Here is a 14,468-nt window from a genome sequence, read left to right on the forward strand (position 1 = left end):
TTAGGCACGCCGCCAGCGTTCGTCCTGAGCCAAGATCAAACTCTCCATAAAAGTGTTTGAATTAGCTTAGTCAGAAGACTAGCTTCTATTTGTTACTTGTTTCGAAAGAAAACGTCGTTTTCTTTCTTGACATATTGGTTGTTTTGTTCAGTTTTCAAAGAGCAAATTTGTTAGTCGCTTTTCAAATTGGCGACTTTATTAATATAACATGTTGTCTTGTTTATGTCAACACTTTTTCAAAATTTCTTTTTAGCTGAAATGTTTCAACTCAACCTGTTTTGTATTGGCTTAACACAACGTTTATAAATTTAACACGTTTGTAACATGAAAGCAAGAGAAATTTACAAAGAAATTACTGGAAATTATTATTTCTATTATTTCATCAATTCATACATGTGAATACAGATAATTAACAAGACATTTGTGACAAACATTTCAAGCGTGAGCCGACTATAAATAATATGGATAAGTATTGTGCAATACCCTTTTCCATTAAATAATAAACCTATGTACGATAAGAGCCGCTGCGGAAATAATCTGCAGCGGCTCTATTTCATTATTTATTACGCATCTGAGGGAAAAGCAATACATCACGGATGGAAGGTGAATTAGTCAATAGCATAACAAGTCGGTCTATACCGATGCCAAGCCCTCCAGTTGGGGGCATTCCGTATTCCAATGCTTCCAGAAAGTCATCATCCATAAAGTGTGCTTCGTCGTTTCCTGCATCTCTTTCCTTAACTTGTGCTTCAAAACGTTCACGCTGATCAATTGGGTCATTTAATTCACTAAATGCATTCGCGTGTTCTCTTCCTACTATAAATAACTCAAAACGATCGGTGAAACGCTCGTCTTCTTTATTTTTCTTGGCAAGTGGCGAGATTTCCACTGGATGACCATAAATAAAAGTAGGCTGAATTAAGGTTTCTTCTACCTTTTGCTCAAAGAACTCATTTAATACATGGCCAAAAGTCATCGTATCTTTAATCTCTACTCCGTGCTCTTTAGCCAGGGCACGTGCTTCTTCATCGTTCATATGCTGCCAGAAGTCCACACCCGTTTTCTCTTTTACAGCATCTACCATATGAAGTCTTGTCCATTCTGGTTCCAGTTCTATTTCATAATCTCCGTATGTTATTTTTGTAGAACCAATGACATCTTTTGCTATATGAGCTACCACATTCTCTGTGAGTGCCATAATATCATGATAGTCTGCATATGCTTCGTATAGTTCTATCATGGTAAATTCCGGGTTGTGACGGGTCGATACACCTTCATTACGGAATACACGGCCAATTTCGTATACTTTTTCCATACCACCGACAATAAGACGTTTTAAATGCAGTTCAATTGCAATCCGCATATATAGCTCGATATCCAGTGCATTATGGTGAGTAACAAATGGACGTGCAGATGCTCCACCTGGTATGCTGTGCATCATCGGTGTTTCCACTTCCAGAAAACCTTGCCCATTTAGGTATTCGCGCATCGATTGGATGATTTTACTGCGCAATACGAAGGTTTCTCTACTTTCCATATTCGTAATAAGGTCCAGGTAGCGTTGGCGATAACGCTGCTCAATGTCCTTAAGTCCGTGATATTTCTCTGGCAATGGACGAAGTGATTTTGTAAGCAGCTCAAATTCTGTGGCTTTAACAGATAGCTCCCCTACATTCGTTTTGAACATTACTCCGGTAATACCAACGATATCACCTAAGTCGGTTGTTTTAAACACTTCATAGGCATCCTCACCAATTGCATCTTTACGAGCATATAATTGAATCTGTCCACTCATATCCTGAACGTGGGCGAATCCGGCTTTCCCTTTACCACGCTTCGTCATCATACGGCCAGCGATAGTAACCTTATCTGTCATTCCTTCTAGTTCTTCTTTTGAATAGTTATCATATTTTTCGATAAGTTCTTCGGCCAAATGCGTTCTTGTGTACTTCCCACCAAATGGATCAAGTCCTTTTTCTCTATAAACATTCAGTTTGTCACGACGTACGCGCATCTGTTCATTTAGTTCTTCTGACACTTTCATCACTCCAGTCATTAATAATAGTAAGTATATAGCAAAATACTTATTCTTTCACGTGGATACCCCTGATTGTGCTTATTCGTTAAAGCAGAAAAACCCGCCAGTAATAAACCGGCAGATTAGTGTCATGTTTTGGCATTTCATGAACGCAGCTTTTTCTTCCTTAATTTGAACTAGGCGATCCATATGAAGCTTGCATACATCGAGTTTCTCTTGGTGATGGACCGGGTTTAAATCTCCAAGGGCAGCACAGCCAATCATAAACGCATCTACTCCCGTTTCATCCAGACGCTGTTTCCATAACGGTGAATCAACGTCACCAATTATCGTTACCTGATTGTTTTACCATTTTAATTATAGCCTAGTCTGCATAGCCTTCATACATTTACTTTCTTGTTCTATCGTATATTGTATGTACATTAATGAACTATCCATAATCTGAGACATCTTCTATTTTATTCTGTCTTCTGTTTATCGGAGTTTTCCAAAGTAATCTCTTCTCTCGGTACGGATAGTTTTTCAGCAATCTGATTAATTAAATCGTCAGAAGCTACCTTTGAGCCCCGTTCTATATTACCGATCAATGCGATGGGAACGTCCAGCTCCTTTGCAAAATCTATTTGTGTAAATCCCTTCAGCTTACGAAAAGCCTTTACTCTTCTTCCAACCCGTTTCATGTCCATTTTCTTACATCCTTTATGTCTGTATCAGGAAGCTCGTTAATAAGTTCCACAATCCTTTTATTCCAAACAGGCAGCACAAAGTCTGGCGCAATCTCCTGCAACGGAATCAGCACAAACGCACGTTCATGCATCCTTGGGTGCGGTATTATCAATCGTTCTACTGTACTATTTTCTTGATTATACGTCAAAATGTCAAGGTCTATTGTTCGTGGACCGAAGCGAATCTCTCTTTTGCGGCCCAATTGCAGTTCGATCGACTGGCAATACTCCAGCAGTTCCATGGAGGACAAAGATGTCTCTACTAATATTACCATATTCAGGAAATCTTCTTGATCCGTATAACCGACCGGTACTGTTTCGTAAATGGAAGATTGCTTTAAGATGTTAATATGATCATTCTTCTTTAATAATTGCAAAGCTTCCCTTAAATGCTCGTGCCTCGTTCCAATATTAGTCCCTAGAGCCAAAAAAGCTAAATTCATATACTTTTCTCCCTGTAAATTTCAACTGCAACCGACTGATAATGTCCGGGTATCGGCGGATCTGGTTTAATAACCTTCACGCGGCATGCTTCCAGGAGCTCAAAAGAGGAAAGCAATTCGTTAGCAATCCTCTCAGCAACTGCCTCGATAAGCTTTTTCGCTTCTCCTTCCACCACTTCCTTTACAACATCGTAAACATGCCCGTAATGAACCGAATCATGCATATTATCTGTATTGCCAGCTTTTTTCAAGTCCAAGTAAAGCTCTACATCAACATTAAAACGCTGCCCTAGCTTATTTTCCTCGGGTAGTAAACCATGGAATCCATAAAATTGCATGTTATTCAGTAATATCTTATCCAACTTCCGTACCTCCCTCAGCAAGGATGGCGTCTGTCATTTGAGCTATCTCTTTATTTAATTTCACGTTATGAACACGAACAAGATGCGCACCTTTTATGATTCCTAGGGCTGTCGTAGCTCCAGTACCATTATCACGTTCAGCTGCCGGCAAATCGAGTACACCGCCAATAAACCTTTTTCGAGATGTCGCTAATAGAAATGGGTAACCCATCCCTACCAATTGCTCCAGGTTATTCATAACAACAAGATTGTCCGTTGCAGATTTAGCAAAGCCTAAACCTGGATCAAGAATAATGTGATGTTTTGGTACACCCGCATTGAGGGCAATTTGAATGCTTTCTTCAAGATCTGTTTTCATATCATCTATGATGGATTTGTAAGCTTCATTTGTCCGGTTATGCATTAAAATAATCGGGACCCCATAATCTGCGGCAACATTGGCAATCTCCGGCTCCATTTTAGCTCCCCATACATCATTGATTATATCCGCCCCTGCTTCCACTGCTTTTTGGGCAGTTGCTGCTTTGTACGTATCAATCGAAATAGGAATATTAATTTCTTCCTTTAATGCTTGAATAACCGGAACAACACGATGAATCTCTTCTTCCGCCGTAACTGGGTCATGACCTGGACGAGTCGATTCTCCACCGATATCAATAATATCAGCCCCTTGCCTCTCCATTAGAACAGCCTGCTCCACTGCTTTTTCAATGGTTGTATAACTTCCACCATCTGAAAAGGAATCCGGCGTTACATTTAAAATACCCATAATATGTGTTCTTTCAGATAAATATAGTGTCTTTTTAGTTGTTTTTAAAATCATGTAAATACGAAACCTACTTTCCTTGATAGATATATACGTTTATCCTAACCTATCTTCACACAGAAAAAAAGGACCAGCATCTGTATTATGCCAATCCTTCTTTCTTTTACTGATTATCTTCAAATTGATACAAAGGAGTAGATAAATATCTTTCTCCATTATCCGGAAAGATTGCAAGAACTTTTTTGCCTTTACCGAGTTGTTTTGCAACCTTTAGGGCAGCAGCTATTGCTGCACCGGCTGAAACTCCACCAAGAATCCCATTTGTTGTAGCCACTTTACGCGAAGTATCAAAAGCTTCATCATTTTCTATCGTCAACACTTCATCATAGATTTCATTATTCAATACATCTGGGTTAAAACCTGCACCAATTCCTTGGATTTTATGTGGTCCAGGTGAGCCGCCTGACAATACAGGTGATGCTGCGGGCTCTACCGCATAAATCTTAATACCTTCAAATTTCTCTTTTAACACCTTGCCTGCTCCAGTGATTGTACCACCAGTTCCGATACCAGATACAAACGCATCCAGGCCGTCACTCATTTGTTCCACAATTTCTTTACCGGTAGTCAGCTCATGGATTTCAGGGTTGGCTGGGTTACTGAATTGTTGCGGCATGAAGTAGCCATTCTCGTTTTTTAGTTCTTCTGCTTTTGCAATGGCACCTTTCATTCCGTCTGCTCCTGGTGTCAATACCAGCTCCGCACCATATGCGCGTAATAGATTACGGCGTTCCTGACTCATTGTGTCAGGCATAACTAATACAGATTTATACCCTTTAGCAGCTGCAACCATTGCAAGTCCAATTCCAGTGTTACCACTTGTCGGCTCAATAATGGTGTCACCTTCCTTAAGGACACCTTCTTCTTCAGCAGCTTCAATCATGGATATCGCAATACGGTCTTTTACAGAACTTCCAGGATTCATAAATTCAAGTTTTACATATACATCTGCACTATCAGGATCTGTAAGATTGTTTAATTTAACAATTGGAGTTCCACCAATTAAACCAGTAATATTATCAGCAACTTTCACGATAGCCCCTCCTAATTCATAGTAATTTTATATGATTAATTATAATGTACGGTTTATTTTAAAAGATGTCAACTTATTTATCTGAAAATTCGCAGGGATATAACCTTTGACTTATTTGGCTATTCTCCATAAATCCACTCAACTTCAACTTGTTCCCATAACGGATCTGCAGTTAATGTTTGACCAATCTCCTGCAATGCCAATTCACTTTCCATATAAGGTTTAATTTCTTCATATGTAAATTCAATTGACGGTAGCTTTTTATGAAGATAAATTACAGCTACTCCATTCTCTGCCCGAAAAGGTTCGCTATAGGAATGATCTTCCATTTCTAAAGCGATTGTTTCATAACTATTTGGCAAAAACTGGCTTGATGTGTAGATAGACCCCATATAACCGCCATTATTTTTCGTTTCCTCATCTAAGGAATATTCTCTTGCAAGCAAATGGAAAGAAGCTCCTTCTTCCAGTTCAGCAACAATCTTTTCTGCTGTCTCAAAATTGTTCACAAGAATATGGGACAGCTGTACGGAAGACGAAAAATTATACTGATCCCCATAACGATTATAGTAATTTTGCAATTCTTCTTCCGGAATGGACGTATCTCTTGTCAGTAGTTCTTCCAGCTGATAGCGATAAATGATATCATCCCGCCATCTAGCCTCTTCAACGGCTGACTCTTCTTCCGTCATAACTCCTTGCATCGTATATAGAAAGGCGATGTCACGTTCAATAATTTTTTCATCAATTTCTATATTTTCTTCTTCTGCCAAATGATTGACTACTTTTCTGTCAATCATTGTCTTTAACCGTTTTTCGCCATGGGCAGTTCTTAGCCCTTCCATCCAATCCTGATAGGATATTTCCTCACCAGCAATTGATGCAACAGGTTCTCTGCTATTTATTTCAGCATTCTCATTTTCACTTATGACAACTTTCTCTTCCTGATTCCAAAACAGTAGGGAGGCAATATTGGTGACAAGAAGCACAACAATAATACCAAGTAATAATTTTTTCGACATGATTGTCAACTTCCTTTCCTACTGCATCAGTTCTTCCAGTTCTTGTTCAGTAAAGTGATAGGTTTCATTACAGAAGTGGCAGTTGGCTTCAGCACCATGATCTTGATCAATCATGCTTTGAATTTCTTCGTTTCCTAGTCCAATTATAGCATTCGCCAAGCGATCCTTTGAACATTTGCATCGGAACTCAATTGGCATAGACTCAAGGATTTTTACTTCTTCATCTACAAATAATCGTTGTAAAATCTGCTCAGGGCTTTTGCCTTCGCTAACCAGGGTTGAGATTGCAGGGAACGACTGAATTTGTTCCTCAAGCCTTGTAATAATCTCTTCGCCCGCTCCAGGCATTACTTGAATGATGAATCCGCCTGCAGCCAGAATTGTATGATCTGGGTTTACCAATACTCCCGCACCTACTGCTGAAGGTACCTGTTCAGACGTAGCGAAATAGTATGTGAAATCTTCACTGATTTCTCCGGAAACGATTGGAACTTCACCTGTAAAGTATTCTTTCAATCCTAAGTCTTTAATGACACTCAGACTTCCCTCTGTCCCAACAGCACGGGCAACATCCAATTTCCCTTTTTCATTCAATTCAAAATCGACATGGGGATTGTTCACATATCCACGTACATGCCCCTTTGCATTTCCATCCGCAATAATAGCACCGATTGGCCCATTACCTTGCACTTTTATTGTATTAGAGTCCTCCCCCTTAAGCATTGCCCCCATCATAGCCGTAATCGTAATGGTTCTTCCAAGTGCGGCTGAGGCAGTCGCCCAAGTATCCTGTCTTCGTCGTGCTTCTTCCACCGTATTGGTGGAAGATACTGCATAAGCACGCACGCTTCCATCAAATGTTGTTGCTTTCACAAGATAGTCTTTCATGTTAAGGTTCTCTCCTTTTATCGTTGTTGAGTTATTTTCTTGTATATTAAGTATAGCCCTTTTAAAGTTAGATACGGGTCCACATGATCAATGGTTGCTGATTCGTGAGCTATCAATTTAGCAAGCCCACCTGTCGCAATCACTTTTGGAGATGAATTTTTCTCTCCTTTTATTCGGTTAACCAGACCATCAACTTGTCCAATAAAGCCATAAAAAACCCCAGATGTCATTGCTTCTACAGTCGAAGTTCCGACAATCTTCTCAGGTGCTTGAATTTCAATCTTTGGCAGCTTTGATGCCTTACTGTACAAGGCTTCCATCGAAATATTAATTCCTGGAGTGATGATCCCCCCAGAGTACGCTGCTTCCTCGTTAATGTAGCAGTAGGTTGTAGCTGTCCCAAAATCGATGATAATCAAAGGTGAGCCATATTCCGTAATAGCTCCGGCAGCATTAACAATGCGATCTGCCCCTACTTCCTTTGGATTCGGATAGTTCATTTTCAAGTATGTCTGAAAATCTTCCTTTCCAATAACCATTGGGTCAATTTCAAAATAATCTCTGCTCATTTTCTCAAGTGCAAACATGATTGGCGGTACGACCGAAGATATGATGACTCCATGTATATCTGAAAAAGCAACACCTCTATGATCGAAAAGAGATTTAATCAGCATACCGAATTCATCTTCTGTTTTATAACGGTCTGTTTTTATTCGCCACTCATACTTTAATTTATCTTTTTCAAATACCCCAAGAACCGTATTTGTATTCCCTACATCAAGTACAAATAACATGCGTCACCATACCTTCCTATCATTTCTATTTTTTAATATAACATACTTTAGAAGTCATTAGAAATGCTAGCTTTAAGGCTATAAAAGTAGAGCAAAAGCGGAAGCCCCTTGATCATATCCGACAAGCTCAAGCAAGAAAATTCCATGCGTTTTTTTGATACAGGGAGTTTCTAATTCGGGACCTCGTGGGGGTAGATGACTTTCACTGGATCCGATATATCTGTATGTCGATTAGCTGCTGTTATCAATGTAATCTTATCTTTTTATTACTTGCACATATGGAGAAACTATTGCGCAAACACAAAAGCAGCCACTTTCCCGTGGCTGCTTTTAAATCATTAATCTTTTTTATCTGCTTCCGAATCTTTATCGTTCATAATCGGATCATTAATATATTTCTTATTTTCCGATTCTGTTTTTTCTTTAGCTTCTTCATAAGATAACGATTCTGTTTCTTCTTCTTTAGAATTTATATTTACTTTTACGTCTTCTGAGTTCGTGTTCGTAGCATCTACTACTGGGTCCGGAAGCTTACCATCTTCAAACAAGGACTTAATCTGTTTTGCGTCCAGTGTTTCCACTTCCAGAAGTGTCTGTGCCACGAGCTCAAGCTTATCTTTATGTTCAGTAAGGATTTTCTTAGCTCGCTCATAGCAGTAATTGATAAAGTTTTGCATTTCTTTATCAATATCATGAGCAATCGCATCACTGTATGTTTGCTCATTTTGAATATCACGGCCTAAAAAGACATTTCCGCCGCCACCACTGCTGAATTGCAATGGACCGATTTTATCACTCATACCATATTCGGTAATCATTTTATGAGCAATACTTGTAGCACGTTGGAAGTCATTGGATGCTCCTGTACTGACTTCGCCAAAAATAATTTCTTCAGCTACACGTCCACCAAGCAAACCAGTTATTTTATCAAAAAGTTCCGGCTTCGTCATAAAGTAACGGTCTTCTCTTGGGAGCATCACTGCATAACCTCCAGCTTGCCCACGAGGTACAATGGTAACTTTATGCACGATATCTGCATCGTCAAGAACCATACCGATAATTGTGTGGCCACTTTCATGATACGCCACGATATTTCTTTCTTTTTTCGATATTACCCTGCTTTTCTTAGCAGGACCTGCAATGACACGATCAATCGCTTCGTCAATATCCAGTTGGTTAACTGACTTGCGATCATTCCTGGCAGCAATGAGAGCTGCTTCATTCAACAGATTCTCCAGGTCTGCACCCGAGAAGCCTGGCGTACGCATTGCAATGGTTTTAAGATCTACTGTATCGTCCAGTGGTTTATTCCGGGAATGAACCTGTAATACCGCTTCACGGCCTTTAACATCCGGACGATCTACCATGATTTGTCTATCAAAACGACCTGGGCGAAGTAATGCAGGGTCAAGAATATCTGCACGGTTTGTTGCAGCTATAATGATAATCCCTTCATTAGCACCGAAACCATCCATTTCAACAAGCAATTGGTTCAAGGTTTGCTCACGCTCATCGTGACCTCCACCAAGACCTGCACCACGTTGACGTCCAACCGCATCAATTTCATCAATGAAAATGATACACGGTGCATTTTTCTTCGCATTTTCAAACAAGTCACGGACACGGGAAGCACCTACACCAACAAACATCTCAACGAAGTCTGAACCACTGATTGAGAAGAATGGTGTGCCAGCCTCACCTGCGACGGCTCTTGCAAGTAATGTCTTACCTGTACCTGGAGGACCTACAAGCAGGACCCCTTTAGGAATTCGTGCACCAACTGCAGAGAATTTACGTGGGTCTTTCAGGAATTCAACAACCTCAACCAATTCCTGTTTCTCTTCATCTGCACCTGCCACATCTTTGAAACGTACTTTTTTCTTGTCTTCCGTATACATTTTTGCTTTACTTTTACCAAAGTTCATGACACGGCCTCCGCCGCCTCCACCTTGCGCCTGACTAAGAATGAACAGGAAGAAAAGTCCAATTAGTAAAAACGGGACAATTCCGGTCAGGAAAGTAAGCCATGGACTTGGTTGCTCTTCTTCGGCAACATTAAGTATACTTTGCTCCGTTGCTGTATCCGTTATCTGTGCAATAATTTCTGTATTATCTGGAACCTGAGCAACAAAAGTTGTGTCACCATCTGTCAATGTGCCGGTAAAGCGAATAATTCCGTGTGAAGGCTGGAATGTCAGCTCTTCAACTTCACCATTATTTAAAGCATCCATAAATTGCTGTACATTATATTGTTCTGTTTCTTCACCTTGTCCATTGAACACTCCTATTACGCCAATGATGACAAAGAAAATGAGCATCCAAAACAGGACATTACGAAATATTTGACTCATTGCCAACCTCCTCCCAAGCGGGGAAAAACTATAGTACATCGTATCATACGAAAAAGTTGAAATACAACTGATTTAACTTAAAACTAGGATTTATTTTTCCACTTGTTACCGATTACTTGCCAGGAAGAAAAATACTCCTTATCCCATTACATCTGCGGAGACTATTCCCCACTGTAAACTTCCGGTTTCAGTACGCCGATGTACGGCAGATTACGGTATCTTTCTGCGTAATCCAATCCATAACCAACAACAAATTCATCCGGCACTTGAAAACCAATCAAATCTGCTTTAATGGCAGCAGTTCGCCCAGATGGTTTATCAAGCAATGTTACAATCTTGATTGATTTCGCCTTACGATACTTAAACAAATCAACCAGATAACTTAGTGTCAGTCCACTGTCAATGATATCTTCAACGATAATCAGATCGCGTCCTTCAACTTTGGTGTTAAGATCCTTGACGATTTTCACTTCTCCTGAAGAAGTTGTTCCACTGCCATAGCTTGAAACATCCATGAAATCCATTTCAAGATGGATTTCCGTGTAGCGAAGCACATCGGACATAAACGGCATAGCACCTTTCAACACACCAATTGCAAGCGGGAATTTACCATCATATTCGCGTGAAAGCTGTTGTCCGATTTCCTGGCATTTTAATTTAATTTCTTCTTCTGTAACTAAAATATGGTCGATTTCACCATGCATGTTATCCTGAAGCATCTGAAGTCCTCCTAAAGTTTCCCTTTTTCAAAGTATAATTGAATGGTCGCTCCCTTTAGCCGCTGTGATGTCAACTGACCTTTTTTCAATCCGATGAGCCAAAGTATCTCTCCTTGATCATCGGTAACGACAGGCCAACTTCCCCTTGCACTTAAAGGTATTTTAGCATCTATAAATATATCTTTCAGCTTTTTGCTTCCATTTAGTCCCTTCCAACTCATTCGATCTCCTGGTTTTCTCGTTCTGATATGTAACGGTAATTTAACCTGTTCAGTAGAGAAGATGCAGGAAAAATTATCCTGTTCGGTATTTTCTTCAACGAAACCTGCTGTAATTGTAGAACCGTCCGGCAACACACATATGCCTGGAATATCCAACCTATAGTGATAAGAAAGGTTTGGGGCCTTGTGATGTTCACAGAAGTAAAACGTTATGAATCCATAGGAATTTTCCAATTTTAAATCAGATGGAAAATCAAGGCGAACATTTCCATTTTTGCGCTGCAATAATGCAAAGAACTGTTCTTCATGCGCATAGGATAAGTCCTTTGGCAAGTCCTTGTAAAGATAGTTTAATATTAGATGATAGGCACGTCTTTGTAAAGCTTGGTCGCGGTTTTTAAACAAATCGGCATGAAAGGACACGTTACCATTTTCACCATCAAAATCGATAAGTTCATCAACCATTTTTCCAGCTTCTTCTCTGAGAAATTGTTCATCTTCAGAAAGTGTTTCACTTAGATGTTGAACGATACTATGTATGTTGCTGTTTTTTTCTTTAATTAAAGGAATTATTTTGTTCCGGAAAAAATTCCTTGTATAATCAGTTTCAAAATTAGTCGAGTCAATCCTAGCATCAATTTGGTTTTCTTTACAGTATTCCTCCAGCACCTCCTTGGTTATACAGAGAAATGGGCGAATAATATAGCCTGTGAAAAATTTCCTTTGTACAGGTATCCCCTGAAAGGAACTGGAGGATGCGGTACGGGACATTTTCATAAACATCGTTTCCACTTGATCGTCCCCGTGGTGGCCGAGCGCCAAATAATCTGCCTGGAAAAGTTCCATCTGTTCCCCAAAAAATTGATAGCGAAGTTCCCGACCTGCCAGTTCAGTACTGATTCCATGCTTTTTCTTATAGGAGGATACATCCAAAGAAACCCCAACAAAACCAATGCCCCATTCTTTACATGTTTTTTCGACATATTGTAAATCGGCAAGCGAGTCGTCCCCCCTCAGTTGATGGTCAACAGAGAGTGCAACAACCTTTAATTTCCATTCATTTTTTAATGAACGTAGAAAATGCAATAAAGCCATCGAATCCGGTCCACCGGAGACTCCTACAAGAACGGTTGTATTCTTTCTAAGTAATTGATGTTTTTTTATGAATGTAAGGACTTCCTGTTTCATCGATTGCCAACTCCAACACGGATTTCGGTTAATACCTCTATCCTATCATAACAATCACTGAAAAAGCAGTGATAAAAGGTAAAAAAGCAGTGCTAGGAATCCGATGCTTCCCGGTTCCTTCAAAAGCTGATTTGAAAACATTTTCGCTTTTTTCTTATGATAGGATTGTCGCTTTTTTGCTTCCTTTATAGCAGCAATAAGTTCTTTTTTCATATCTGCACTTGACTGGTAGCTTCCTTTAACTGCCTTTTTTAATATGTTTCTGTATGGGTATAGATCTTTGACATGATCAATTTTTTTGAAAAGCAGCTTCTCGGATTGTTCTCCGTTTTTAACAAACCGATTTGGATAATATATATTTAAAAATACCATGACAAATGCAAAAAGGTCATAACTTGGTTCTGCTCGTCTAGTACCTATTCCCCAATACCCGCGATCATAAAACTCCGTATATTCCTTAATCGCCCTTCCAATCCGAGTAGTGCCGCCTACATCCACCCAGCGTATTTTTGGTGGAGAGGATATTACAATCAAGTTCTCTGATTTTAAATCACCGAAAACCCAGCCAGTCTGATGTAATCTTTCCAGGTCTTCAAGCAATTGAACCATCAAAACACCTAACCAGTCTTTCCCGTTGGTTCTAATAAAATGTCCCAATGTATCACCGTGAAGATATTCCATCACATAAAATGAATAAATGTTTCCGGCAGGAGTTACCCAATCATCTACATCAAGTAAAGAAGGCCCAAGACGATTTCCTTGGACCTTTTCCAATGACTTTAAAACGTTGACTTCAACTGTCATTGACGTTCCTTTTTCACTAATTTTGAGCGCAGCAGGCTTTCCTTCGTATTCGCATAGATAAACAGCTCCAATTGCTCCTGTACCCAGCTTTTTCTGAATGATATATCTGTTATGATGCCATTTCCCCTGTATACGGGTTCCTGGTCTGAGTTCAGTAACCTGCTTCTTCCATGCCGGATTCATCTTCATGCCTGAAGCTCCTTAATAGACTTTTTTTACCAAATTGATACATTGCCTCCCGAATCGCAGGTCCGGTAGGTGTAATTCCCCCACTGGTCAATTTAGGAAAAACGGTTGAAATTGCATCCAGCTTCGGTGACCAATCAAATACTTTCTGAATATCCTTGCGTTTTCCAGGGAAACTGTATATACAAAATCGATTTCTTCCTATCCGTGCGTTAAGACTGATGGATAGGTCAATGAGTGCTTCTTTGACTGTCGGAAGCTTACTGTGCATACTTGCACTCGTATCTACCAGAACAAGAACTTCCAAGTCGCTAGTCTCCCCAAGGTCCTCAACAACCTCCATTATCTCTCCTCGCTTCTGCGGATCCAGATCTTCAAGACTTTGGTCTGAACCAAGAATCTGTCTTAGTTCTTTATTTACAAATCCTTGCAATGTCTGAGTCATAGCTTGTCTGGTCACCATTTGAACAGTTTGGGATAACGTCTCACTGTAAACGATTTGGCTGACTCCACCACCAGATAAGGCAATATCTTCTACTTCCTGTAATCCATCCGGACTTTCCGTCTCATCATCATCCAATATGCCGATGACATTCACCGTTATTCCTTGCTGATAAGCAAGAGCTGCAGTAGCAGATGGATCTTCACCTTTATTCGAACAACCATCCGTAAGCAATAAAATCTGTTTCAATGTCCCATTTTTCAAAGCCCCAACCTCCCTGTTTATTCCAATACCATCATCACCAAAAACGATATGGAATATACATCGAAAGGTACAGTGGGTTTGACCAGCGCAGATCACCTGGTTGTTGGTGATCGAAGTGTCTATTGACTATGACCGTAGTCGCTAGCCCTCGCGAAACTAGAC

At 40.0% G+C, this 14,468-nt stretch carries 14 protein-coding genes; all 14 read right to left on the reverse strand.

Annotation, left to right across the window (positions count from 1 at the left end):
• Nucleotides 1-556 precede the first annotated feature (556 nt).
• On the reverse strand, nucleotides 557-2,038 hold the full coding sequence (gene lysS / locus MN204_RS16470) for a lysine--tRNA ligase (protein ID WP_249872188.1): 1,482 nt from the start codon (nucleotides 2,036-2,038) through the stop codon (nucleotides 557-559).
• 458 nt (nucleotides 2,039-2,496) lie between these two features.
• Entirely contained in the window at nucleotides 2,497-2,724 is a 228-nt protein-coding gene (locus tag MN204_RS16475; protein ID WP_249872189.1) for a helix-turn-helix domain-containing protein, read from the reverse strand.
• A complete protein-coding gene (folK, locus tag MN204_RS16480; protein WP_249872190.1) occupies nucleotides 2,715-3,206 on the reverse strand; it encodes a 2-amino-4-hydroxy-6-hydroxymethyldihydropteridine diphosphokinase in 492 nt (163 codons plus the stop codon). The genes MN204_RS16475 and folK overlap by 10 nt, the downstream gene beginning before the upstream one ends.
• A complete protein-coding gene (folB, locus tag MN204_RS16485; protein WP_249872191.1) occupies nucleotides 3,203-3,568 on the reverse strand; it encodes a dihydroneopterin aldolase in 366 nt (121 codons plus the stop codon). The genes folK and folB overlap by 4 nt, the downstream gene beginning before the upstream one ends.
• The gene (gene folP, locus MN204_RS16490) at nucleotides 3,561-4,391 is read right to left on the reverse strand and encodes a dihydropteroate synthase (protein WP_249872192.1); all 831 of its coding nucleotides are present in this window, start codon (nucleotides 4,389-4,391) and stop codon (nucleotides 3,561-3,563) included. The genes folB and folP overlap by 8 nt, the downstream gene beginning before the upstream one ends.
• 106 nt (nucleotides 4,392-4,497) lie before the next feature.
• Nucleotides 4,498-5,427 carry a cysteine synthase A gene (gene cysK / locus MN204_RS16495; protein ID WP_249872193.1) on the reverse strand — a complete coding sequence of 310 codons (930 nt, stop codon included), beginning with the start codon at nucleotides 5,425-5,427 and terminating at the stop codon, nucleotides 4,498-4,500.
• Nucleotides 5,428-5,546: 119 nt separating this feature from the next.
• A complete protein-coding gene (locus tag MN204_RS16500; RefSeq protein WP_249872194.1) occupies nucleotides 5,547-6,449 on the reverse strand; it encodes a foldase protein PrsA in 903 nt (300 codons plus the stop codon).
• A gap of 18 nt (nucleotides 6,450-6,467) precedes the next feature.
• Nucleotides 6,468-7,337 carry an Hsp33 family molecular chaperone HslO gene (gene hslO, locus MN204_RS16505; RefSeq protein WP_249872195.1) on the reverse strand — a complete coding sequence of 290 codons (870 nt, stop codon included), beginning with the start codon at nucleotides 7,335-7,337 and terminating at the stop codon, nucleotides 6,468-6,470.
• Between the two features lie 17 nt (nucleotides 7,338-7,354).
• Nucleotides 7,355-8,131 (reverse strand): type III pantothenate kinase, encoded by a 777-nt coding sequence (locus MN204_RS16510; protein ID WP_249872196.1) that lies wholly within the window; start codon nucleotides 8,129-8,131, stop codon nucleotides 7,355-7,357.
• Nucleotides 8,132-8,469: 338 nt separating this feature from the next.
• On the reverse strand, nucleotides 8,470-10,482 hold the full coding sequence (gene ftsH / locus MN204_RS16515; RefSeq protein WP_249872197.1) for an ATP-dependent zinc metalloprotease FtsH: 2,013 nt from the start codon (nucleotides 10,480-10,482) through the stop codon (nucleotides 8,470-8,472).
• Between the two features lie 161 nt (nucleotides 10,483-10,643).
• On the reverse strand, nucleotides 10,644-11,186 hold the full coding sequence (hpt, locus tag MN204_RS16520) for a hypoxanthine phosphoribosyltransferase (RefSeq protein WP_249872307.1): 543 nt from the start codon (nucleotides 11,184-11,186) through the stop codon (nucleotides 10,644-10,646).
• A gap of 26 nt (nucleotides 11,187-11,212) precedes the next feature.
• Entirely contained in the window at nucleotides 11,213-12,610 is a 1,398-nt protein-coding gene (gene tilS / locus MN204_RS16525; protein ID WP_249872198.1) for a tRNA lysidine(34) synthetase TilS, read from the reverse strand.
• A gap of 54 nt (nucleotides 12,611-12,664) precedes the next feature.
• Entirely contained in the window at nucleotides 12,665-13,603 is a 939-nt protein-coding gene (gene prkT / locus MN204_RS16530) for a serine/threonine protein kinase PrkT (protein WP_249872199.1), read from the reverse strand.
• Nucleotides 13,566-14,306, reverse strand: coding sequence for a VWA domain-containing protein (locus MN204_RS16535; RefSeq protein ID WP_249872200.1), 741 nt, complete (start codon nucleotides 14,304-14,306; stop codon nucleotides 13,566-13,568). Before MN204_RS16535 ends, prkT begins: the two co-directional genes overlap by 38 nt.
• Nucleotides 14,307-14,468 lie beyond the last annotated feature (162 nt).

This window comes from Oceanobacillus saliphilus, assembly GCF_023522835.1.
Classification (GTDB): Bacteria; Bacillota; Bacilli; order Bacillales; family Amphibacillaceae; genus Oceanobacillus; species Oceanobacillus saliphilus.